This window comes from Roseovarius mucosus DSM 17069, assembly GCF_000768555.3.
GTDB classification, from domain to species: domain Bacteria; phylum Pseudomonadota; class Alphaproteobacteria; order Rhodobacterales; family Rhodobacteraceae; genus Roseovarius; species Roseovarius mucosus.
In genome coordinates this window covers 42,751-65,696 of the sequence record NZ_KN293984.1, presented here as the reverse complement: position 1 = coordinate 65,696, position 22,946 = coordinate 42,751, and the positions used below count along the sequence as shown (strand labels likewise).

Annotated in this window: 20 protein-coding genes, 1 tRNA gene and 2 pseudogenes; 14 read left to right on the top strand and 9 right to left on the bottom strand. The window is 59.5% G+C overall.

Features of this window, described 5'->3' with window-relative positions; all coding sequences use genetic code 11:
* Positions 1-43 precede the first annotated feature (43 nt).
* A complete protein-coding gene (locus ROSMUC_RS15475) occupies positions 44-526 on the bottom strand; it encodes an outer membrane protein assembly factor BamD (protein WP_037275181.1) in 483 nt (160 codons plus the stop codon).
* A gap of 296 nt (positions 527-822) precedes the next feature.
* On the opposite strand from ROSMUC_RS15475, the gene gspD reads away from it, so the two are divergent.
* From gspD to modC, 7 genes are read left to right on the top strand one after another with little or no spacing between them, the layout of a single operon-like run.
* Positions 823-2,772, top strand: coding sequence for a type II secretion system secretin GspD (gspD, locus tag ROSMUC_RS15470; RefSeq protein WP_037275178.1), 1,950 nt, complete (start codon positions 823-825; stop codon positions 2,770-2,772).
* Positions 2,773-2,775: 3 nt separating this feature from the next.
* Positions 2,776-4,230, top strand: a complete 1,455-nt coding sequence (locus ROSMUC_RS15465) for a GspE/PulE family protein (RefSeq protein WP_037275175.1) — start codon at positions 2,776-2,778, stop codon at positions 4,228-4,230.
* The gene (locus tag ROSMUC_RS15460) at positions 4,227-5,438 is read left to right on the top strand and encodes a type II secretion system F family protein (RefSeq protein ID WP_037275172.1); all 1,212 of its coding nucleotides are present in this window, start codon (positions 4,227-4,229) and stop codon (positions 5,436-5,438) included. The genes ROSMUC_RS15465 and ROSMUC_RS15460 overlap by 4 nt, the downstream gene beginning before the upstream one ends.
* A 56-nt stretch (positions 5,439-5,494) precedes the next feature.
* Positions 5,495-5,863, top strand: coding sequence for a winged helix-turn-helix domain-containing protein (locus ROSMUC_RS15455; protein ID WP_037275171.1), 369 nt, complete (start codon positions 5,495-5,497; stop codon positions 5,861-5,863).
* A gap of 29 nt (positions 5,864-5,892) precedes the next feature.
* Positions 5,893-6,705: a molybdate ABC transporter substrate-binding protein gene (modA, locus tag ROSMUC_RS15450; protein WP_102105990.1), complete on the top strand. Its 813-nt coding sequence runs from the start codon at positions 5,893-5,895 to the stop codon at positions 6,703-6,705.
* A gap of 3 nt (positions 6,706-6,708) precedes the next feature.
* Positions 6,709-7,407: a molybdate ABC transporter permease subunit gene (gene modB, locus ROSMUC_RS15445; RefSeq protein WP_037275168.1), complete on the top strand. Its 699-nt coding sequence runs from the start codon at positions 6,709-6,711 to the stop codon at positions 7,405-7,407.
* Positions 7,407-8,489 (top strand): molybdenum ABC transporter ATP-binding protein, encoded by a 1,083-nt coding sequence (gene modC, locus ROSMUC_RS15440; RefSeq protein ID WP_102105997.1) that lies wholly within the window; start codon positions 7,407-7,409, stop codon positions 8,487-8,489. Before modB ends, modC begins: the two co-directional genes overlap by 1 nt.
* 6 nt (positions 8,490-8,495) lie before the next feature.
* On the opposite strand, the gene ROSMUC_RS15435 is transcribed toward modC, so the two are convergent.
* Complete coding sequence (locus tag ROSMUC_RS15435) at positions 8,496-9,182, bottom strand: GntR family transcriptional regulator (protein ID WP_052115407.1); 687 nt, start codon at positions 9,180-9,182, stop codon at positions 8,496-8,498.
* A gap of 126 nt (positions 9,183-9,308) precedes the next feature.
* On the opposite strand from ROSMUC_RS15435, the gene ROSMUC_RS15430 reads away from it, so the two are divergent.
* The 7 genes and pseudogenes from ROSMUC_RS15430 to ROSMUC_RS15400 all read left to right on the top strand — a co-directional run bounded on the left by ROSMUC_RS15430 (position 9,309) and on the right by ROSMUC_RS15400 (position 15,654).
* Positions 9,309-10,007, top strand: a complete 699-nt coding sequence (locus ROSMUC_RS15430; RefSeq protein ID WP_037275160.1) for an aspartate/glutamate racemase family protein — start codon at positions 9,309-9,311, stop codon at positions 10,005-10,007.
* A gap of 21 nt (positions 10,008-10,028) precedes the next feature.
* On the top strand, positions 10,029-11,405 hold the full coding sequence (locus ROSMUC_RS15425; protein WP_245875201.1) for an NCS1 family transporter: 1,377 nt from the start codon (positions 10,029-10,031) through the stop codon (positions 11,403-11,405).
* 81 nt (positions 11,406-11,486) lie between these two features.
* Positions 11,487-12,575: pseudogene (puuE, locus tag ROSMUC_RS15420) on the top strand (allantoinase PuuE); the annotation flags it as partial.
* A 62-nt stretch (positions 12,576-12,637) separates the two neighbouring features.
* Positions 12,638-13,132 carry an ureidoglycolate lyase gene (locus ROSMUC_RS15415; protein WP_037275154.1) on the top strand — a complete coding sequence of 165 codons (495 nt, stop codon included), beginning with the start codon at positions 12,638-12,640 and terminating at the stop codon, positions 13,130-13,132.
* On the top strand, positions 13,129-13,947 hold the full coding sequence (locus ROSMUC_RS15410; RefSeq protein ID WP_037275151.1) for a bifunctional allantoicase/(S)-ureidoglycine aminohydrolase: 819 nt from the start codon (positions 13,129-13,131) through the stop codon (positions 13,945-13,947). The genes ROSMUC_RS15415 and ROSMUC_RS15410 overlap by 4 nt, the downstream gene beginning before the upstream one ends.
* Before the next feature lie 91 nt (positions 13,948-14,038).
* Positions 14,039-15,481, top strand: a complete 1,443-nt coding sequence (locus ROSMUC_RS15405) for an NCS1 family nucleobase:cation symporter-1 (RefSeq protein WP_037275148.1) — start codon at positions 14,039-14,041, stop codon at positions 15,479-15,481.
* 97 nt (positions 15,482-15,578) lie between these two features.
* Positions 15,579-15,654, top strand: a tRNA-Val gene (locus ROSMUC_RS15400).
* Positions 15,655-15,674: 20 nt separating this feature from the next.
* Here ROSMUC_RS15400 and ROSMUC_RS15395 read toward each other — a convergent pair.
* From ROSMUC_RS15395 to ROSMUC_RS15370, 7 genes and pseudogenes are all read right to left on the bottom strand, one after another.
* Positions 15,675-15,941: a hypothetical protein gene (locus ROSMUC_RS15395; protein WP_037275146.1), complete on the bottom strand. Its 267-nt coding sequence runs from the start codon at positions 15,939-15,941 to the stop codon at positions 15,675-15,677.
* A gap of 12 nt (positions 15,942-15,953) precedes the next feature.
* Positions 15,954-16,967 (bottom strand): tyrosine-type recombinase/integrase, encoded by a 1,014-nt coding sequence (locus ROSMUC_RS15390; RefSeq protein WP_037275143.1) that lies wholly within the window; start codon positions 16,965-16,967, stop codon positions 15,954-15,956.
* A gap of 63 nt (positions 16,968-17,030) precedes the next feature.
* The gene (locus ROSMUC_RS15385) at positions 17,031-17,381 is read right to left on the bottom strand and encodes a helix-turn-helix domain-containing protein (protein ID WP_037275140.1); all 351 of its coding nucleotides are present in this window, start codon (positions 17,379-17,381) and stop codon (positions 17,031-17,033) included.
* Between the two features lie 290 nt (positions 17,382-17,671).
* A complete protein-coding gene (locus ROSMUC_RS15380; RefSeq protein WP_037275306.1) occupies positions 17,672-18,220 on the bottom strand; it encodes a recombinase family protein in 549 nt (182 codons plus the stop codon).
* Between the two features lie 491 nt (positions 18,221-18,711).
* The gene (locus tag ROSMUC_RS15375) at positions 18,712-20,829 is read right to left on the bottom strand and encodes a HEAT repeat domain-containing protein (protein WP_245875200.1); all 2,118 of its coding nucleotides are present in this window, start codon (positions 20,827-20,829) and stop codon (positions 18,712-18,714) included.
* Positions 20,830-20,877: 48 nt separating this feature from the next.
* Positions 20,878-21,171 (bottom strand): annotated as a pseudogene (locus tag ROSMUC_RS21760) (DUF4062 domain-containing protein); the annotation flags it as partial.
* Between the two features lie 916 nt (positions 21,172-22,087).
* On the bottom strand, positions 22,088-22,492 hold the full coding sequence (locus tag ROSMUC_RS15370) for a hypothetical protein (protein ID WP_037275134.1): 405 nt from the start codon (positions 22,490-22,492) through the stop codon (positions 22,088-22,090).
* Positions 22,493-22,946: the final 454 nt, after the last annotated feature.

The window sequence follows — 22,946 nt, the reverse complement described above, 5'->3', positions numbered from 1 at the left end:
TCAAGCCCGGGACGGGTGCGGTTTCGAGTGAGCGCAACACGCCCTAACCGCCTGCCCCCAAACGCTTGAGGTCCCGGGCAATATCCGCCCGGCGGCTGGCCATGGCCCCCAGCGGATCAAGGCTGTCGTCAATCGCCAGCATCTCCTTGAGCGCGGCATCGGCTGCGCGCAGCTTGGCCACGGTCGCGGCCCCCGTGCGCCCCGCGCCGAGGTCCGCCAAGGCGCTTTCGTGCTGCGCCGTGCCGCTCACCGCCAGCGCCGCCGCGCGGTCGCTGCCTTTGCTGCCTGCCGCCAGCGCGCCGGCCACTTGTGCCGCCTCGTCATAGCGGCTCGCCCGCAAGAGGGCGTGGGCGTATTCCAGCCTGAGACGCGGCTCAAGCGGCCCCGCTGTCTGGATCAACGCCGCATAACTGCGAATGGCACTGTCATAATTGCCCTGCTCCAGCGCCTTGCGTGCAGAGCTGTATTTGCGCTGAAAATCCGCGCCTTCGCTGATCGTACCCGGTTCACAGCCTGCGAGCGCCATGAGAACTGCCAGACATAGCAAAGGCTTGTTTGAAATCGGCATTGGTGAACTGCTCCTGCCCTTTTGGTCAGGAACCTACCATGCCCCATGCGGTGCGAGCCATGAAAAATCCGTGAATTGCCTAAAAAAACACGCTTTGGGACATTCCTGCGTCAGCCCGTCTTTCCAATGGAAACGACACATCAAATCGGGTAGTCTGACCACAGAGGTCCAAACCGCCGGTCAGAGCAGTGGTGGCCTGAGGCAGTCATGAAAAGGCAGGAGATATCACCCAATGATGTTCCTGAATTATACATATGCAATTTTTTAAACGTCTGGCCCTTGTGGCGATGCTCTGCTGCGCTTGGCCCGGCCTGTCGGTGGCGCAGGTCTCGCTTGATCTGCGCGATGCCAGCCTGCGCGATTTCGTCCAGATCGTTGCGCAATCCACAGGGCGCAATTTCATTCTTGACGAACGGGTGCAGGGCACCGTGACCGTGGTTGCGCCCAATCAGGTGACACCCTCCGCCATCTACGAGATTTTCCTCAACGTCCTCGAACTCAACCGTCTGACGATTGTCGAAGGTGCTGAAACCGACCGGATCGTGCCCATCGACCTTGCCCGCGAATTGGCGCCGGGGGATGCGCGCGCGCGGCTGGGCGGCGATTTCGAGACACGGGTGATCCCCGTGCGCAACAGCGCCGTCGATGAGGTCGCAGAGGTGATCCGCCCCCTCTTGCCCGCCGAAGCGGTGCTGTCGACCGTGCCGGATTCGGGGCTGATGATCCTCTCGGACCGTCGCGAGAATTTCCAACGCATCGTGCAGCTTGTCGACCGGCTCGACACGCCCAGCCGCAACGCGATTGAAACCATCCCCCTGCGCAATGGCAAGGCCGCCGAAATGCTCGGCGTCATCAACGCGTTGTCGATTACCCCTCAGGGCTCCAGCCTGTCGGCCGATCCGCGTTCCAACGCGCTCATCGTGTCGGGCACGCCGGAATTCCGCGACCGTGTGCGCGATGTGGTGTCCGAACTCGACAAGCCGCAGCGCAGCATCGCAACTGAGGTGGTGCATCTCAACTATGCCAATGCCGCCGATCTGGCCAATGTGATCCGCCAGAGTTTCGGCGCGCCAGAGGCCCCGGCGGACGGAAGCGCGCCCGCGGCGTCAGCCCCCGGCGGCATCACCATCGTTGCCGAGGAACAGCAGAACGCGCTCATCATCACCGCACCTACGGACCGGATTGCTTCGATCACCAATGCGGTTCTGGGCTTGGATCAACGCCCCGATCAGGTTTTGATCGAGGCCGTGATTTTCGAGCTTTCGGTCGAGAGCTTTTCCGACCTCTCCTTCCAGTTCGGCGGCGTCATCGACGGGGCCACCGTGGGCGGTGTCGAATTTGCCATTCAGGGCCGTCCCACCCTGACCAGCCTTGTCAGCACGGTGCTTGCGGGCAATCCCCCGCAAGGCGGCGGCACCGGCGGCAGCATCGCGGCCTTTGACAAGAGCGGCATCGGCGGTTTTCTCGCGGCGCTTGCCTCCAAAAGCTCGACCAAACTGCTCTCGACCCCCTCCATTCTCACGCTCAACAATCGTGAGGCGGAAATCATCGTCGCGCAGAATGTGCCTTTCGTGACCGGCAGTTTCTCCACCGTGGGCGATAGCGCCGTGCCGCAACAGCCCTTTCAGACCATCCAGCGGCAGGACGTGGGTCTGACCCTGACCGTCACGCCGCAGATCACCCGCGACAACACTGTGCGCCTTGAGATCAACCAAGAGGTGTCGAACCTCACCAATGCCGCCTCGGCGGCAGGGGGCGAGATCACCTCCAAACGTGAACTCTCGACCAACGTGCTGGTGCGCGACGGGCATGTCATCATGCTGGGCGGGCTCTTGGAAAATGGCTCTGGCTCGGTCAACCAACGCGTGCCGGGTCTCAGCGAACTGCCGCTTCTCGGGCGGCTCTTCAAGGGACGCTCGACCAATCAGAACCAGCGCATCCTCTTGGTGATGCTGCGCCCGCGTATCCTGTCCAGTGATGAAGAGGCGCGCGAACTGACCAAGCGTCTGGCCCGCGAGGCCAAGCGCGCCGCCGAATATATCGCCCCCGTGGACGATGGCACCTACCCGCGTGTCCCGGACTCCAGCTTTCCGTTTGATGGGGCCGACCTCAACCAGCCGTTCGATGCCAAGTTCATCGACGGGGCGGCGCGCAGCCGCCGCTTTCCCCCGTTGCCCTCGGCGCTCAAATTCGCGGACAGATAGAACATGACCGCGCAGCTCTTGCCCTTTACGCTCGCGCGCGATCAACAGGTTCTGATCGAAGGGGCGCGGCTTTTGATCGGTCCCGGTGCCACGGCCCTCGGCCTGCGCGAGGCGCGCAGGCGGGCTGGCCAGCCGCTCGAAACAGAACAGCTTTCCTCCGAGGCGTTTCAGGCGCGACTCGCCGTGCTCTATCAGGACGGCACCAGCGCCGAGACCGGCACAGACGATCTGGCCTTTGATCTCGAAGAAGGGGCAGGCGGCGGCCGTGGCCCGCGCGACTTGCTTGAAGACGGCGAAGAAGCGCCCGTGATCCAGCTCGTCAATCAGCTCTTGCGCCGCGCCGTGCGCGCCGGGGCCTCTGACCTGCATGTCGAGCCGCATGAGAATGGCCTGCGCGCGCGGATGCGCGTGGACGGCATGTTGCAATCGGTCCTCGACCGTCAGGATCTGCCGGTGCGCCGCGTGGTGTCGCGGCTCAAGGTGATGGCGGGCCTCGATATTTCCGAAACCCGGCTGCCGCAGGATGGGCATATCTCGCTGCGCTTGGGCGGGCGCGCCATCGACGTGCGTGTCTCGACCCTGCCCGGAAACTATGGCGAACGGGTGGTGATGCGGGTGCTCGACCGCTCTGCCGGTCTCATGCCGCTGGATCAACTTGGCCTGCGCGCCGATCAGATCGAGGTGCTGGAGCGTATGGCGGCGCGGCCCAATGGCATCATCCTTGCCACCGGCCCCACCGGCTCAGGCAAGACGACGACGCTCTATTCGCTCCTGCAACTCGCCAATGACGAGATCCGCAACATCCTCACCGCCGAGGACCCGATCGAATACGATCTGCCCGGCATCAGTCAGAGCCAGATCAACGCCGAAATCGGCATGACCTTTGCCGCTGGACTGCGCGCGGCGCTGCGTCAGGACCCCGACATCATCCTCGTGGGCGAAATCCGCGATCAGGAAACCGCCAGCGTCGCCGCTCAGGCGTCGCTTACCGGGCACTTGGTGTTTTCCTCGCTGCACGCCAATGGCTCTGTCGGCGCGGTGGTGCGTCTGCGCGATCTGGGGCTGGATGACTTTCTCATCGCCGCCACCCTGCGGGGCGTCATCGCCCAACGCCTCTTGCGTCAGCTCTGTACCACCTGCCGTCGCGCAGCCCCCCCCACCGCCGATGAGGCCGCGCATTTTGCAGCCGCAGGCATGGTGATCCCCGATACGATCCACCACCCTGTCGGCTGCTCCTCCTGCAATGGCACCGGCTATGCGGGGCGCGTTGGCGTGTTCGAAATCCTCGAAGTGTCCGAAGCCCTGCGCGCCGCCATCGACAAGGGCCAGTCGGAAATGGAGATGAAGCGCGTGGCGCTCGCCCCCGATCAGACCCTCTTTGGCCAATCGCTGCATCAGGTGGCGGCGGGCAAAACCAGCCTTGCCGAGGCGCTGCGCGTGGTGGGCGACGCGCTGTGAGGGCCTTTGCCTACACCGCCTTCAATGCCGAAGGTCAGCGCAAACGCGGCACCCTCGTGGCCGAGAGCGAGGCACAGGCCGCCGACATCCTGCGCGGTCAGGGCCTCTTTGCCGAGGACATTATCGCCAAGCGTCAGGGGGGCGGTCTCACGCTCGCGCGCAGCCGCCGCACCCGGCTCAACGCCGATATGCGCGCGGTTTTCACCCGCCAGATGGCGGTGCTCCTGTCCTCGGACCTGTCTGCCGAAATGGCGCTCGAAACCATACGCTCCTCCGGCACCTCGCCGGTGATCGAGGCCGCCGCAGCCGAGGCCAAGGCGGCGCTCATGGATGGCCAGCCGCTTTCGGTCTCGCTCGACAAGGCCAACGCGGGCTTTCCCCGTTTCTACATCGCGGCGGTGCGCGCGGGCGAAACATCGGGCGATGTGGCCGCGGTGTTCGAGGGGCTGGCCGAATATCTCGAAACCGTCGGTGCCGACCGCGCGCAACTGGCCACCGCCCTGATCTACCCGGCCTTCGTGGCTGCCGTGTCGCTCTTGGTCTGCGGCATCCTGATGGTCAACGTCGCCCCCGAGATTGCCGCGATGTTCGCGGTCTCTGGTCGCGAATTGCCGCCACTGACACAGGTGGTCATGGCGATCAGCGACTGGATTCAGGCGCATTGGATTGCCCTCGCCATCGGCATTGCCGCCAGCATCACCGGCCTTGTCTTTGCCCTGCGCGTGCCGTCTGTGCGTGACCGCTGGCATGGCATTGCCCTCTCGCTGCCGGTCATTGGCCGGCTTCTGCGTCTCTCGGCGGCGGCGCAATATCTGCGCACGCTGGCGCTGGTGATTTCCAGCCGCCAGACCGTGGTCGATGCCGTGACCTCTGCCAGCGATGTGCTGGTGATCCGCCGCTTTCGCGCCGAAGCGCTCGATCTGGCCGAGGCGGTGCGCTCGGGCGAGAGCCTCAGTCAGGGTCTCACCCGCATGAGCCTTATTCCACCCGTCTGCCGCCAACTCATTGACGCAGGCGAGAAATCCGCCCGCCTTGGCCGCATGACCGAACGCGCGGCGGTGCTGGTCGAAACCTGGCTCACCAACGAGCGCAAGCGTGTCTCGGCCCTGATCGACCCGCTATTGATGATGATCGTGGGCGCGCTCGTACTGGTGATCGTGCTGGCGATCCTGTTGCCGATCTTCGATCTTCAGGCCTCTGTCGGCTGACTTGAGAGTATCCGATATATCTTGCGTGACCGAACGCGCCTTGGCATAACCCGGCCATGACCCAGCCCGCCACCCCCAGCCTCCGGATTCGCATCGTCTTTGGCGAAGACGCGATGCTGGGCCCCGGCAAGGCCGATCTCCTGGAACGTATCCGTGATACCGGCTCCATCGCCGCCGCCGGGCGCAGCATGTCCATGAGCTATAAACGCGCGTGGATGCTGGTGGAATCGATGAACACCGCCTTTCGCGAACCTTTGGTTGAATCGAGTCGTGGCGGGGCCAAGGGGGGCGGTGCCTACCTGACCGATACCGGTGCCGAGGTGCTGGCCAATTACCGTAAACTCGAAGACATCATGGCCGAGGCCGGGGCGGCGCGGATCAACGCAATCCAGTCCATGCTTAGGGATATTCCCGACGGAAAATAACGCTTGCCTCTGATCCTGCCTCTTGCGATATGTTTTCAGAACTATATCAGGACCTGGAAACTGGCGTGACCCATTCGCATCCTCTGCATATCGCCGCCGCTTGCGCCCTTGGTCTTGGCCTTCTGTGTCCCGGCACGGCCCGCGCTGAAACCATCACCGTTTTTGCCGCCTCCAGCCTCACCACCGCCTTGGCAGAGATCGAGACAGGCTTTGAGGCGGCCAGCGGCCATGATCTGGTTATCGCCCTCGCAGGCTCCTCCGCACTCGCCCGCCAGATTCAGCAGGGCGCGCCTGCTGACATCTTCCTCTCTGCCAGCCCCGACTGGATGGACGTTCTCGAAGCGGACGGGCTGATCGAGCTGGACGCGCGCTTTGACCTCTTGGGCAATCGCCTTGTTCTGGTGGCCCATGGCGATGCCCCGGCCGTGGAAATTGGCCCCGATTTCGATCTGATGGCACGTCTTGGCGACGGGCGGCTGGCCATGGCGCTGGTCGAGAGCGTGCCGGCGGGCGTTTATGGCAAGGCCGCGCTGCAATCCCTCGGGCTATGGGAGGCGGTCGCGCCCCAGGTCGCGCAGGCCGACAATGTGCGCGCGGCCCTCGCCTTTGTCGCCACCGGCGAGGCACCGCTTGGCATCGTCTACGCCACCGATGCAACCGCCGACGCGCGCGTGACCATCGTCGGCACCTTTCCCGAGAACAGCCACCCCCCCATCGTTTATCCCGTCGCCGACCTTGCCAACCGTGACACGCCCGCCGAGGCAGAGTTTCTCGCCTATCTGCGCGGACCACAGGCGCGCGTAGCCTTCGAACGGCAGGGCTTTACCGTGTTGGCGCACTAACGCATGACCGATTGGCTCAGCCCTGCGGAATGGGATGCGGTGCGGCTGTCCTTGCGGGTGGCCCTCTGGGCGACGCTCATCAATCTGCCGATTGGCATCGCTCTGGCCTATGCGCTTGCACGCGGGCGCTTTCCGGGCCGGGGGCTCTTGAACGTGGCGGTGCATCTGCCGCTCATCATGCCGCCGGTGGTCACGGGATACCTGCTCTTGCTGGGCTTTGGCGCGCGCGGTCCCATCGGCGGTTTTTTCGAGAGCAGCCTTGGTCTCAGCTTTGCCTTCCGATGGACCGGCGCGGCCTTGGCCGCCGGGGTCATGGCGCTGCCATTCATGGTGCGCGCCGTGCGCCTGTCGATCGAGGCGGTCGATCCAAAGCTGGAACAGGCGGCGGCCACGCTGGGCGCCTCACGCCTCTGGGTGTTCCTGACCGTGACATTTCCCTTGATCATTCCGGGCATTCTCGCGGGTACCGTGCTGACCTTTGCCAAGGGCATGGGCGAATTCGGCGCGACCATCACCTTTGTTTCCAACATTCCGGGCCAGACCCAGACGATCCCGCTGGCGATCGACCTGCTCCTTGAAACGCCGGGGGGCGAAGGGCGCGCGGCCCGGCTGGCGGCGCTGTCGATTGCGCTGGCGGCATTGGCGCTGGCCCTGTCCGAATGGCTCTCGCGGCGGGTTGCGGCCCGTGTCGGGGGGCAATGATGCTGGATGTCTCCTTGCGGCACAGGCTCGGGGCCTTCACGCTCGATGTGCAGTTTCGCGCGCCACCCGGTGTCACCGTGCTCTTTGGCCGCTCCGGCTCGGGCAAGACCAGCATCGTCAACGCCGTGGCGGGGCTTTTGATGCCCGACGAGGGGCGGATCGTTACGGGCGAGCGGGTGTTGCTCGATACCGCCGCAGGGGTCCGCCTCAAACCGCATCGCAGGCGTTTGGGCTATATCTTTCAGGAGGGTCGGCTTTTCCCGCATCTCACCGTGCGCCAGAATCTCGGCTATGGCGCGTGGTTCGCCCCCAAGGGGGCCGCGCGCGCCGATCTGGCGCAGGTCGTCGATCTCTTGGGCCTTGGCGCGTTGCTGGAGCGGCGGCCCGCTGCCCTCTCTGGCGGTGAAAAACAGCGCGTTGCCATCGGCCGCGCGCTCCTTGCCGCGCCGCAACTGATCCTTGCCGATGAACCGCTGGCTGCACTCGACGAGGCGCGCAAGGCCGAGATCCTGCCCTATTTCGAGCGTCTGCGCGATTCGGTCAGCGTGCCGATCCTCTATGTCAGCCATTCCGCCTCCGAGGTGGCGCGTCTGGCGACCACGGTCGTGGCGCTCGAGGCTGGCCGTGTCATTGCACAGGGGCCAGCCGCCGAGGTGCTGGGCAATCCCGCCGTTCTGCCCACCGGCGCGCGCGAGGCGGGGGCCGTGCTCCTTGCGCGGGTCGTCGCCCATCACGCCGATGGGCTGTCAGAGCTGTCGGCGGGTGGCATCCCCCTCTTGTTGCCGCGCGTCGCGGCCCATCCCGGCGCCAGCCTGCGCATCCGCATCGCCGCCCATGACGTGATCTTGGCGCGCACCCGTCCCGAAGGTCTCTCGGCGCTCAATATCCTGCCCGGCACCATCCACGAAATACGCCCTGGTGGTGGCCCCGGTGCCATCGTGGCAATTGATACCGCCGCTGGCCGGGTGCTGTCCCGTGTCACGCGCCGCTCGGCTGCGGCCTTGGGTCTTGCCGTGGGCCAAGAGGTGCATGCCGTGGTCAAGGCCGTCGCCGTCGCCACAACCGACATCGGCGCGGCCTGACTGCCGTCACCCGGTTGCGCGATCCGGGGACAGGATCATCGAGAGCGGCCCGACGCGCGGCGCCTCTTCCCCGAATGCGATCTCACCCTCGATATGGCGCAGGTGGTGATCCACCATCTCTTGCGCGCGCGCCTCATCCCGGTCTGCGATGCTCTGCACAATCCGCGCGTGCTCGTCATCCGAGCAGAGGCTTGCCGCATTCGACCCGTAGAGGCCGATGATCAGCGAGGTGCGCATGGTCAGTTCCGCCAGATAATGCTCCAGCACCGAATTGCGCCCGATCTTCGCCAGCAGCATGTGAAAGGCGCGTGAGGCGCGAATCGCCTTGGGGCGGTCATTCTGGCTTCGGATCGAATCCTCGGTCGCCAGATGCGCGCGCAGACTGGCAATATCGGCCTCATCGGCGCGGCGCACCACGTTGCGGATGATCGTGGCCTCGATGGCGCGACGGGCCTGGAACACATCGCGCGCCTCGTCCTCGGAGGGGGTGGATACAAACGCCCCCCGGTTGGGGATCAGATCGACCACCTGATAGGCTGCCAGCGTCGCAAGCGCGCGGCGTACATGCGCGCGATTGCAGGAAAAAAGATCGCTCAGCGCCTGCTCGCCCAGCTTGGTCCCCGCCCGCAAACGCTGATCCGAGATGGCATCCAGCACATGCTCGACCAGCACGGTTTCCGGGGTGTCAGACATAGGGCGCTCCATTCCTTTGCTGCGGGAAAACTTACATTTTCAGGCTACAAAATCGACCGGAAAAATTGTCTGTTTAAATTGTTAACAATTTATGTTACTCAAGTTGCAGTTCAAGTGGAGGAGCCCATGAAAATCTTTGTCATCAACCCAAACTCGACCACGAGCATGACCGACAAGATCGCGGCCTCCGCGCGGGCCGTCACGGCGCCGGGTGTCGTTATCGAGGCGCGGTCGGGCGTGGGGGCCCCCGCCAGCATCGAGGGCCATTACGACGAGGTCATGGCGGCCCCGCGCCTGCTCGATCAGGTCCGCGAGGCCGAGGCGCAAAGGGCCGACGCCATCGTCGTGGCCTGTTTCGACGACCCCGCCATCGGCGCCTGCCGTGAAATCGCCACCGGGCCGGTGATCGGTATCTGCGAGGCGGCGGTCAAGGCGGCCAGCATGGTCGCCACCTCTTTCAGCGTGGTCACGACCCTGCCGCGCTCGGTTCCGATCATCGAGGAATTGGTCCGCCGCTACGGGCTTGATCACCAGTGCCGCCGCGTCCGGTCTGCGGCGATCCCGGTGCTGGCACTGGAAGAACCCGGATCGAACGCCCGCCAGCTGGTGCGCGCCGAAATCCTCAAGGCGATCGAGGAGGATCGTTGCGAGGCCGTTGTTCTGGGCTGTGCCGGCATGGCCGACCTCGCCGCATGGCTGACAGAAGAAACCGGAATCCCCGTCATCGACGGCGTGACCGTCGCCACGAAATTCGCCGAAGCCCTCGTGGGTGCGGGCATCAAGACCAGCAAGATCGGTGCCTACGCGCCACCAAACCCGAAATAATGCATCTCAGGGAGGAGAGTCATGACAATTTCAGATACAAACCGGGGTGTTTTGCCGCATGACGGGCATATGCCCGAGGTGATCGAACACAAGGGTCTGGGCGAGGAATCGCTGGCCCCCCAGAAAACGCGGATCATGGACCCGTGGTCCTATCTTTTTGCCTGGCTTGGCGGCTGCGTATCCATCGGGACCTTTACCATCGGCTCGGGCCTCGTGGGCACGCTGAACCTGCTGCAGGTGTTTCTGGCCATCGCTATCGGCTGCACCGTCATCGGCGTTGCGCTGATGATCAACGGGGCGGCGGGGCATAAATACGGCATCCCGATGATGGTGCAATTGCGCTCGGCCTTCGGCTTTTCCGGCGCGCGTATCCCGGCGCTGGTGCGCTCTGTCCCCGCCCTCGTCTGGTTCGGTTTCCAGAGCTGGATCGGTGCCGGCGCGCTCAACCTGGTGAGCGAGACACTCTTTGGCTATTCCAACATCGTGGTCTTTTTCGTGGGCTTCCAGGCTCTGCAGATCCTGCTCTCGGTGCTGGGCTTTCACGGCATCAAGTGGCTTGAGAATATCGGCTCGGTGTTCATCATCGGCGCGCTGATCTACATGTTCACCTCTGTCATCGGCAAATACGGCGACGAAATCAGCACCAATCTGATCAATGTCGAGGGCACCTGGGGTGCGCCGTTCTGGGGGGCGACCATGCTCTTTCTCGGCATCTATGCCACGATGATGCTCAATGTCTCGGACTATAGCCGCGAATTGCGGCAGGATGTCGGGCGGGTGCGTCAGGTGGTGATCTATGCCAACTCGATCCTGCCTGCGACGCTTTTCATGGGCCTGATCGGCCTCATGGTGTCGAGCGCGACCGGCGAAGTGGACCCGATCCGCGTCTTCTCGAATGCGGTGGATAACAAGCTCCTGCTCGTCGTCACCCTGCTTTTCATCGCCTTCGCGCAGGTCACGACCAATATTCTCAATAATGTCGTGCCGCCGGCCTATGCGCTGATGGATGTGTTCAAGCTCAGCTACAAGACCTCTGCCGTTCTGGTCGGCCTCTTGGCCTTTGCCACCTTCCCCTGGGAATTGGTCAAGAACGAGTCCGCCGCCGGTCTCAATCTCTTCATCCAGACCTATAGCGCCTTCTTGGGTCCGATCTTTGCGATCCTAGTGGTGGATTACTACCTGCTGCGCCGCCAAACGCTCGACCTCGAGAAACTCTATGACGAGAGCGGCGATTACGCGGGCTACAATCCGGCGGCCATCATCGCCATGGCGGTGGGTGTGGTTGCGGCGCTGACCTTTTCGGCGGTGTCGTGGTATGCCAGCTTGATCCCGGCGGGTGTCACCTATTACGTGCTGATGCGGCACCTGCCCGCCGCAAAGCGGTTTCTTGACCGCTGACCCGCAGTCAGACCGGGGCAGGGGGCCAATCGCCCCCTGTCCTTGCGTTTCTTCCCAAGACACGACCCCGGAGGTGATGACATGATCCGCTATCCCCGAGATTTGCGCGGCTACGGCCCCCAGATGCCAGACCCACAATGGCCCGGCAGCGCAAGGATTGCGGTGCAATTCGTGCTCAACTATGAGGAGGGCGGCGAAAACTGCCTGCTGCATGGCGATGCCGCGTCCGAGGCATTCCTGTCGGATATTCCGGGGGCTACGCCATGGCCCGGTCAGCGCCACTGGAACATGGAATCGATCTATGACTACGGCGCGCGCGCCGGGTTCTGGCGTCTGCATCGCCTCTTTACCGGCATGGACATCCCGCTTACCATCTATGGCGTGGCGTCCGCCCTTGCCCGCAGCCCTGAACAGGTGGCCGCCATGCAGGCCGCAGACTGGGAAATCGCCAGCCATGGCCTCAAATGGATCGAGCACAAGGACATGCCCGAGGCCGAAGAACGCGCCGCCATCGCCGAGGCGGTGCGCCTGCACACCGAGGTCACGGGCACCCGTCCGCGCGGCTGGTATACCGGCCGCTGCAGCGTCAATACCGTCCGCCTCGTCGCCGAAGAGGGTGGGTTTGATTACATCTCGGATTGCTACGACGATGACCTGCCGCACTGGCAGGAGTTCGGCACGCGCGACCAGCTGATGATCCCCTATACGCTCGAATGCAACGACATGCGCTTTGCCGCCTCGCCCGGTTGGGTGACGGGCAGGGATTTCGAAACCTATCTGACCGACACCTTTGACACGCTTTATGCCGAGGGGCAGGAGGGCGCGCCCAAGATGATGACCGTGGGCCTGCATTGCCGCCTCATTGGCCGCCCCGGCAAGATCGCGGGCCTGCGCCGTTTCCTGGAGCATGTTCAGAGCCATGCAAACGTGTGGTGCCCGCGCCGGATCGACATTGCAGAACACTGGGCGAAAACCCATCCGCACGGCCGCCGCGAGCGGCCCAGCCAGATGGACCACGCGCGGTTTGCCCAGGTGTTCGGCCCGCTGCTCCCCGCCCCGTGGATCGCGGACCGCGCATGGCAGATGGAGCTTGGCCCGGCCCATGACAGCGCATTGGGGTTGCTCAATGTCTTTTCCCGCGTGCTGCGACAGGCCAGCCCGGCAGAGCGCGGCCCGCTGACGCCTGCGCAGCTTGAGGCCGAAACCCTGCCGCGCTTGCAGGCGCTCTTGCCATGACCGCGCCCCTTATCGCCCAGCCCCTGACCGCTGCCGCCTTTGCCCCCTATGGCGATGTGCTCGAGGTGGCGGGCGCCCCCGACCGGATGATCAACGCAGGCCTCTGCGGGCGCTTCCATGATCGCGCCCGGCTCGAATTTCTGGATGGCCGCGCCGGGATCAGCCTTTTTGATGCCGAGGCGCGGCACCTGCCCTACATGCTCGACCTGATGGAGCGGCATCCCTTGGGCTCTCAGGCGTTCATCCCGCTCGATGGGGTGCCGATGTTGCTCTGCGTCGCCGAGGATGACAATGGCCGCCCCGCCACCCCGCGCGCCTATCTCAGCCAGCCGGGGCAGGGGGTCAATCTGCTGCGCAATGTCTGGCACGGCGTTCTGGCCCCCATCGGGCGCGCCGGGCGCTATGCCGTGATCGACCGGATCGGCCCCGGCGACAATCTCGAAGAGTTTTACTTTGACCAGCCTCTGACCGTGGAAGGACCGCAGCCGTGACCAAGCGCAGCTATTACACCCCCGAAGGCGGCCTGCCGCCGCAGACCCAGCTTCTGACCGGCCGCGCCGCCTTTACCGAGGCCTATGCCGTCATCCCGCGCGGCACCATGAGCGACATCGTAACGAGCTATCTGCCCTTCTGGGACAAGGCGCGGTTCTGGGTTCTGGCGCGACCGCTCTCTGGCTTTGCCGAAACCTTCTCGCAATATATCGCCGAGGTGCAGCCGGGCGGTGGCTCTGACCGCCCCGAAACCGAAGAGGGCGTCGAGGCGGCGCTCTTTGTCGTCGAGGGCGCGCTGCGCCTCACCTTGGACGGGCAGGCGCATGACATGACCGAGGGCGGCTTTGCCTATATCCCACCCGGCACCGCCTGGACGCTGCGCAATACCAGCGATGCCCCTGTCAAGTTCCACTGGATACGCAAGGCCTATCAGGCCGTCGCCGGACTCGAGCATCCGCCCGTCATGGTCGTCAATGAAAACGACATCGCGCCCATCCCCATGCCGGATACCGACGGCGGCTGGGCCACGACCCGCTTCATGGACCCAGCGGACATGCGCCACGACATGCATGTCACCGTCGTCACCTTTCAGCCCGGCGCGGTGATCCCCTTTGCCGAAACCCATGTGATGGAACACGGGCTTTACGTGCTCGAGGGCAAGGCGGTCTACCGCCTCAATCAGGACTGGGTCGAGGTCGAGGCCGGCGATTTCATGTGGCTGCGCGCGTTCTGCCCACAGGCCTGTTACGCCGGCGGTCCGGGCCCGTTCCGCTATCTGCTCTACAAGGACGTGAACCGGCACATGGCACTCTGAGGCGGGGGCGCTGCCCCCGGACCCCCGAGGTATTTAGGGCCAGATGAAACAACAAGAAAAATCCAGAATTCGATCGGTCAGGGAGGAAAAAATGACTGCAATCGACCATGGGCATGTGCCCACAGGCAACACGATGGACCCCGAGGGCAATACCCTCAACCCGGTCGGGGCGGATGAAAAGACATGGGGATGGTTCGCCATCTTCAACGTCTGGGCCAATGACGTGCAGTCGCTCTTTGGCTATTCGCTCGTGGCCTCGCTTTTCATCTCCTACGGGGTCAGCGGCTGGACCGCCTTTGCCGCCCTCATCGCGGCAGGGCTCTTTACCATGTGGATGGTCAATCTCTCGGGGGCTGCGGGCGAAAAATACGGCATCCCCTACCCGGTGCTGGCGCGCGCAAGCCTGGGCACCAGCGGCGCGAAACTGCCCGCAATCCTGCGCGCCACGGTGGCGGTGTTCTGGTATGGCGTTCAGGTCTATTTCGCCTCGACGGCGGTGGCGCTCCTGATCCGCTCGGTCACCGGCGCGAGCGGCGGCGCGGAGATCCTTGGCCTTACCGGCATCGACTGGCTGTCGTTCTTCATCGTCTGGGCCTTTCATATCGTGATCTTCTGGCGCGGCATGAACTGGGTCGAGACCTTCCTCAACATCGCCGGCCCGTTTGTCTATCTGGTGATGATCGGCCTTGTTATCGTGCTCTGGCAGCGCTCGGATGGGCAGCTTCTGTCGGCCGCGGGCACGATCTTTGCCAATCCGGATGCAACCTTTGCCAGTGAATTCAACGGCTTTGTCGCCATCGTCGGCACCATGGTGGCCTATTTCGCCGCCGTGATGATCAACTTCAGCGACTTTTCCCGCTATGCCAAGGACAAGCCCACGATGCTCTTGGGCAACCTCACCGGATTGCCTTTCAACATGATCCTCTTCTCGGCACTGGCGCTTCTGACCACGGCGGGGGCCGCGGTGGTCTTTGGCGAAGAAATCACCAACCCGAGCGAAATTGTCGAGCGCACCGACTCGGTGCTCTTGGGCGTGATTGCCGCGATCACCTTCTTTGCCGCGACCGTCGGCATCAACCTGGTCGCCAATTTCATCCCGGCGGTGAACGGCATCGCCAATCTCGCCCCCGGCAAGATCAGCTTTCGTCAGGCGGGGCTCATCACCTCGGTCTTCGCGCTCATCATCGGCGGCCTCTGGACCAGCTTCATCAGCGAATTCGGCATCGGCGGTTTCGTCAACACGCTTGGTGCCACGCTGGCCCCGATCTTTGGCATCATGATCGTGGATTACTATGTCCATCGCAAAGGCCAACTCGACCTTGACGATCTCTATGACATGCAGGGTGGGCGTTATCATTACCAGAACGGCTGGAACCGGACGGCGGTCACGGCTTTTGGCCTTGCGGCGGTGTTTTCCGTGGCAACGGTCTGGGTGCCGTGGTTCGGGTTCCTCTCGGGCTACAACTGGGTGATCGGCGCGGTCCTGGGCGGCGGCCTCTACACCCTGCTTGCCAAAAGCCCCGCGCGGGTCTAGGTCCCACGCCCCAAGTGGCGGGCCGGCACAAAAGCCTGCGCCCGCCGCATTCAAACCCCTTGCGTTGGCCCTGCCGCTTGGCTATCACGCAGCGCACGGGTGATTAGCTCAGTTGGTAGAGCGCTTCGTTTACACCGAAGATGTCGGCGGTTCGAGTCCGTCATCACCCACCAAGCCCATTTCCTCAATGTTTTCAGATAGTTGGTTCCATCCTGATCCGGTCTTCAGGTATGGACTTACTGTTCCGTGTCAATTTCGTGTCAAAACTTTTCTGCCAGATACGTTTGAACAATCCCCAAGCGGTAATGAGGGCCAAAAAGTTTACCACGAAGGTCCACAAGATGTAGTTGGGCGTCAGGTCCGGTGCCACCTCCGAAACAATCCATCCGTTGGTTGCAACACCTACGACGATCAGCAGAGGTCCAAAGATCGTCAGCCATATGTTCACCAGAATTGTCATTTCCTCTCTCCTTTAACTTGCGTCCATCATTTCACGGGCTTCACTCACCACGTCCAAGTTCTCAAGCTGCGCATACTTGGCAGTCTGAGTGATCGTGGTATGGCCCAACAGCTTCGACAGTTTGTGCAGCGACATGCCCTGTTGCAGAAGCCGTGAGGCGAAGGTGTCTCTGAGGGTATGGATAGTCGCCTTCCCTCGTTGTTCGATCAACCTTTTGCTTTGGTTACATTCTGCACCGATAACCTTGCGAAGATTTTTGACAGCCCATTCCATCTTTTCAAAGGGTTTGGGCTGGTTCGTCTTTCTGGACAGGATTTCATAGACCCTGTTCGAGATAGGCACCGTTGATACGATCCCGGTCTTGGTCCGATAGACCTCAATGGTCCGGTTGGTCATGTCTATGTCCACCCAATCAACCTCGACCGCTTCCATGAGCCTCAGACCAGTGTCCAGCAGGATGATGCACAGTTCATATGCCTTTGCATCTGTGATCGTAGACCCTGCCTGTAGACGCGCCAGAACGGCTCTCTCTTCGGCCTTGGACAGATACCGGGTTTTGGTGAAGCCTTTGATGTTCGGCCACTCCAGATCGGCGTTGACCTTGTGAGTCCTCTTGACCCGGCTCAAGGCTCTCCGAAGGAACTTGAACTCACACCTGATCGTATTCCCCTGCTCTCCGGCCTTCTTACGTCTTGCCAGTAGGGCATCCAGATCACCTTGGGTAAGGCTTGACGCCAGCTTGGTCTTTGGGAGCACCTTGAGAAGCTTGGTCGCCTGTGTCTTGTAGACACGTAGGGTCTGCCCCTCGACCTCATCCAAGGTCAGATCGAAAGCATCCTTTAGGGTGATTTCAGGCTTGTGCCCAAGCTGGCCCATGTTCAGGGCTTTGGTGTATTCGGCGTTCATTACAGCCATGGCCCCTTTCTTGTCGTTCAAGGGGCGTTTGGTCGAGTCTCTGAAGCGTTGTCCATCAATGGTGAAGACATACCACCAGTAAGGGCTATCAGTGCGTCTGAAGAGATTCATGGATATTACCTCCTAGTAAGGTAAGTTGTATTTAGTGAGTACATACTTCTGAGTTTGGACCATTCATCGCTTCAGAAGGTCGTCCAGTTCGCCTTTGCGGAGTGCGTTCAGAACCTGAGTTATTTCCGCGCGACCACGATGATCGAAAAGGGCAAGATAGATTTCGGGGCTGTACTCAAGAACGCACTTGAGGACCCATTCAGACTTGTCCATTCGAAGCGTGTCAGCGATGGGTGTCCAGAGACTTGCAGGTATAGAGATATACCCAAGTTCCATTTGGCTGATCATGGTGTAGTACTCCAGACCCAGAGCATCAGCCAAAGCCTTCTGGGTGTAGCCTTCTTTCACGCGAGCATTCTTCAAAATGCTCCCAAGGTTCTCTTTGTTACGTTGTTTGCGCTTTTCTGACATCATGGCGTTCAATTGTCTCCTAAGGGTTATGACCAGTGTATCGAGCCTTTAGCTTTGCTTGGTGGTCGCACTGTTCTGAGTTGTTATTCGATGGTGATGGCGTTTTGAGACCGTGACCATCTGAATATTTACAGTCATGGCATGTATTGGGACCTCCGATTTTAGAGTTCGGGTTTATAGATGAATGGCTACGTGCCCGTTTCAAACACGAGGATATTGCACTGAGCCCCCATTTGTCAGCATCGCTTATCCACTAAGTGTAGATGTCTTTGGGTTCTTGGGCACCATATGTGTCATCCACTTGATGCCACGCGATAGACTGACCGTTCTGAGACATTCAACCTCATGGCAATTTCTCGCTTTGATACGCCCTGAGCGATTAGATCAGTGATTTCTTGGGCTTTCTCTCGGGCTTTCGGATGCCTTCCCTTGTACTTGCCGTTAGCCTTTGCCTTGGCGATACCTTCACGCTGACGTTCCAGCATCATTTCCCGTTCAAACTGGGCCACAGACCCTAGGACATTGAGCATCAGCTTGCCCGTGGCGTTGGTCGTGTCCAACCCAAGGTCCAGAATACGAAGGCCGACATTCTTGCCATCAAGCTCTTCGATAATTTCCCCGAGATGCCGAACAGATCGTGCCAATCGGTCCAGTTTCGTCACCACCAAAGTATCACCATCCCGACAGAAGCCCACAGCGTCTCTGAGCGACTCCCTGAGGCCGACTGAACTGGTCTGCTCCTCCCAGACCCTTTCACAGCCAATGGCCCTCAGTGACTCTCTCTGAGCCTCTAAGCCTGCTTTCTGTTCTAGGGTCGATGTCCGTGCGTATCCGATGAGCATTTGATTGCCCTCCTTGTCTGCCATTGATGTTTAAGATGTTGAGGCAGGGTGTCTGCCAGAAGCCGAAACCGACTCCACTGACAGGCTATCGCGCCACCATCTGAGGCTGACACATGGGCAAGGTCTATTGGCAGGGCATTGATGCGCTGGGCTCTTGGGTTTTTCATGAGTACTAGAAGGGGTGGGGGGTAGAGAAATCGACTTCAAAAAAGAGCGGTTATTATTGGGCTTATTATCGAGATTTGTTGTCGACGGCATTCCGAAAACCCAGATGGTAGATTGGTGGGCTCCGGGAGAAAACTGCCCAATGTTTCAATATATACCGGTGCCGCGCGTGTCCTCATCATGCCTATAGACAGACCCTTACGGCCCAAAGCCGACATTGGACTAAGGATCGCTTTGCTGCAATGCGGCCCGAGAAAACTGCCTTTTAAACTTTCGCTGTCACGGTGAGGAAAGCACCACCAGCCACCAAAGTTTGATTGCTGAGCTTAGAAGCGCCTAGACAATTCACGTTCAGCCACTGACTTCGCCATCGTGCTTGGCAAGGCCGCGCCGAGGTCGAGCCAGTGAATACTATTGTAGAAGCGATGCCCCTCGCGGTCCACGTATTGATCAAGTAGGGAAGTTGTTCTCGACTTAGTCAATGACTGCACGCACCGTAGGGCAAAAACTATCCGGCTCTCGTCATGACTGCGTTTTAACTCTCGCAAAAGAATATTATCGCTTAGATCCTTGAATGCCTTTTGCGGCAAAGCGGCCAGCAGATATTTTCTAATCTGGTTATCCAGATCTAACTCAAGCATATCTGCAAGACACAACTTGCCTAAAGCATAGATCGCGTCTGCCTTTTGCTTTGGTAGTTCTGTCTGACTAATACTCAAGAGACCTGTGCGATCAGATGGGTGGTCGCCGAGACTTTTGACGCGCTGAATATCTTGCCAATCTCCAAACTTAGACAAATACTTGAGAATGCTTTCACTGGCGTCCACTTCGAATTGGTCAATTGTCGTGCGGATCAGTGCCAAATCGTCACGTTTCATTAACTTGCAGAGAGCCGCGACTGTGGCGCTACAAAGCGCTTTCCGATGGAATGGTCCAAGCTTCTCACTTTCTAAGACTACTTTGTTGCTAGCTCCATATGCTAGTCTAGCTTCTTCAAGTTTTCTCTCGAAGTGTCCTTTGAAACCATCGGAAAGGTTGGCCCGCATTTCATCCTGCATGGATGCGCCAAACTTGTTGTAAAGAACTGATAACTCTCGATCCACGAACAGGCTTGGACCCTCTACCTTATCACGCAACTCACTCATAGTAAGTTCTGAAAGCCTGTTGGAGCGGTAGGTTTCAAAAAACCTCCTGTCGGTTTCCATGCTTCTGACCAGCCCAAACCCGAAACCACTTTTCTCAACCGTCAGAACAGACTTCAGTGTTTCCTCTTCTAGTGGATGCCCCAAACGTGCCAGAACTTCAGATGCGGTAAGCCGGACTTCGAGGCTCGAATCTGTCAACAATTCCTGAGCGTCATCAAGTGTTAGCTCGTTCCGCATTGATAGTATCTTGGCTGCCCGGAGCCGCACCGGATCAGGTTTAGCCGCTAGGCATTTCTTGAGAACTTCTGAGGAAAGCGACTGTGGGCTCTCAAAAAGGCCATCGGCTATTCGGTCGTCAAGCTTGTCAACATTTCGGTCACATAGCTGCTTTAGAGCATCGTTGGCGCTGTATTTTGACATAATGCCAACAATGGCACCCTCAACCTTATTCTTACGATGTGGTGAGCAGCTTGATGAGGCCGCCTCAATGAACGGAATGTCGTCACTTTGACCGTTGGCCGAAAGGAATCTCAAAGCAGTGTCAAATACCCGACTGTCCGTGTCCTCTTCGAACCAAGTAGTGAGGACGCCATGCTTGTTAAAATAGCCATCATGAGTTGGGATAGCCTGATCAAGCAGCTCTAGGATGCGGATTGCATTCCTTTTTTCGACATCGGTTCCAATGGTTGCGAGGATTCTGATACGGTAATAGGTGTCGTCGCCGAGTTGGGACTGTGCAACCCAACGCCAAAGTGGTACATTTTGGTGCTCAAATCCAACAACCCCACAGTCAAGCAGTGCTTGGATCTCTTGATCTGAAAGCGGCTCATTCCGCATGTGCTGGAAGACTAGGTTAGCATCATGGTTCCCTAGATAGCTGTCGTCATTTCCCGACCTTGAAATAGCATTGCCAATGAGCCGAAGGCGAGCCACCTCTTGTGGAGACGTTCCTTCCCATGCGTGGGATCGTTGAATTAGCTCTGACAAGAAGTTTCTGGCTTCCTCTTCAATTAGCCACTCATCTTGGCTCGCCGAGTCTAATATGAGATCATTGTGATCGGATTCCTTCTTGGATTTTTTACTTTGGTGGATTTGTGGTGAGAGGATGTCAGTTTCCTTCCAGCCAATTTCTTCGAGCTTATCTCGGATGGCATCCTTGAAATCCGAAACATCACAAAACGGCTTAAAGAAGACTTTCTTCTCGTCGATGCACTTTTGCCGAAAATCGAGTACCTTTCTTATCTCTTCTCCTGGCTCCATACCACTCGGAACCTCGACTTCCTTGAAGTAGATCGCCATGTCTCTCATGTATCCACTTTCAATGCGTGCCTTGGATCTTTCATACTCTTCCTCAAACCCTGACGTGTAGCCGGAAGGATCATTGCTTGGTCGTGAACCCCATTTGTTCCAAAGAACGCCAATGAAGTAATCACATCTATCAAGGTCTTCGTTTATTTTGCTCTGAGGTCGAACATATCCAGGAACAGCATTTTCCCACCCCAATAGTTTGAAATGGCAGCCCCATCTTTCGGAATGGCTCCTGTTTACGCTTTCGACGACTTCATGAGCAGCGCGACGTTCTTCATCCAAGCCGCCGGGAGAGCCTATGAATACACGAACTATCTTTAGACTGTCCGACAAACCGATACCTCGCTAGCAACCCTACTACGCAGTATAGGTCCGGCGATCGGTACGTGCTAGGGATATGATAGTGGTTGCCGCACAGCTAGAAATACGAGCAAAGATCAATGAATGCGAAGGCGCAAACGTCTCGCAAGATCCGCTTTGAAGATGGTCGTTTATTGTCCAAGCGTATGCAGAGAACGACGGCTCACCGCCCTTGCTGTTGACGGCCGCAACTATGGACGTAAACCAATGCCCCTCGACATATACTAGTATGATGACGACGCTTTAGGAAAAACAAAAACCTCACCCGTTGGTGGCTCTGGCACTTCTCCTCGGATCACGGGATCTACGCTAGAGTTCCAGAAGCGCTTACAATACGCGTTAGCAGCTTGACTGATCGTTGCATAACTAGCGGGGCAGTTACGGTGAAACAGCCATGGTTCATGGTATGACGCTCTTAACAGCCTTGGGTCAGTGAAGATGCTCCTAAGATTGGCATCGTATGATCGTGCGGCATCGATAAGCTTTTTCATGAACCCAAGCCTCTCATTGGGAGGCATACCGAACAGCGTTGCTGCAAGCTCGCGAGCCCTTTGGCGCTGTCTCCGGTTTATCCATTTAACAGCAGGGCTGCACTGGGCGTTCTTTGGATTCTGCTTGCGGTCCTGAGTTTGATAATTCTGCTTTCTACAGTGTGGGGTGCAGTATTTCTGGTCGGAGCGTTTCTTGATGAAACTTTCGGAGCAGACCGGACACACGAACCCGGTCTCCGAGCCAATGGCATCGAAGGGCATAAGAGGCCTCTTTTCTGGTTTAGTTAGGGTTAGGGCTCAATGAGGCCCCCAGCGTCCTCACGGGCACGTCAGGGGCTCAGAGCGTAAAGATTACCCCAAGGCCACGATGCAACCTTGGGGCAAGCTGTTGAGGACCGTCAGGCCGATTTCTTGGCCTCGCGATAGTCTCTGATGATCACGACTGGATGCGTCGTGTAGTAGTCATTTATATCTGCGATCTTTAGAGCCTGTAGGAGGTCAGTATCGCGCATTCCCTCAAGTGCTTCCCAAAGGCGTTTGCAGTTTGATCTGAGGGCGGAATCAAGCAAGAGCATCTCGGGATTTTCAGCTTTTATCCTCTGCTTTCTGAGTTTTGTGCTCGGCACGGCGAGCGACAGGAAGTAAAGATATTCCCCGATTATCAGGTAATCGCTGAGAGGAGGCTTTGCCGCTTTGCGAATGGTTTTAATTCCGGTGATGCCTTGTTCAACGCGTTTCTGAAATGCCTCTTCGGCAATGCGAGTTTCTGCGGCTTCTTTTTGCGTGCTTTTATGGTCCTTCATTGAGGATTTTCCTTTCGTTTTGTTTGATTTTCCCTAGGCGAAGGTGTGTTTGACCTTTGCTGGGGTAGGGTGAGGTGACCGTTCTCAAAAACGGTTGCTATCCTCAAGAAAGGACTTTTGCTGTCCTTCACTTGTTTAGACGTCTGTCACGCAAATCTAAGTACCTGTTATAAAGCAGAAAAAGTCTATTAGACTCGGTCTAACAGTGTCTTGGTGCTTCATGCCAGTTGACCGAACCCAGATTCCCTTGGAACGACCTAACTTGTCGTGTTTGTTGGCAGGCCTTCTTGCCAAGGCTCAAGTGCACATTGCAGAATGACTCATAGCGAAATTTGCACCTCAGGTTCTCAGAAGCTCAGCCAATTTTCGGCCAGAAGTTCCTTGAGCATACCTTTAACAGGCTGCTGAAAAAGTCGGCCCTCGACGCGGTTATGAGAACATGATTCACTTCCGG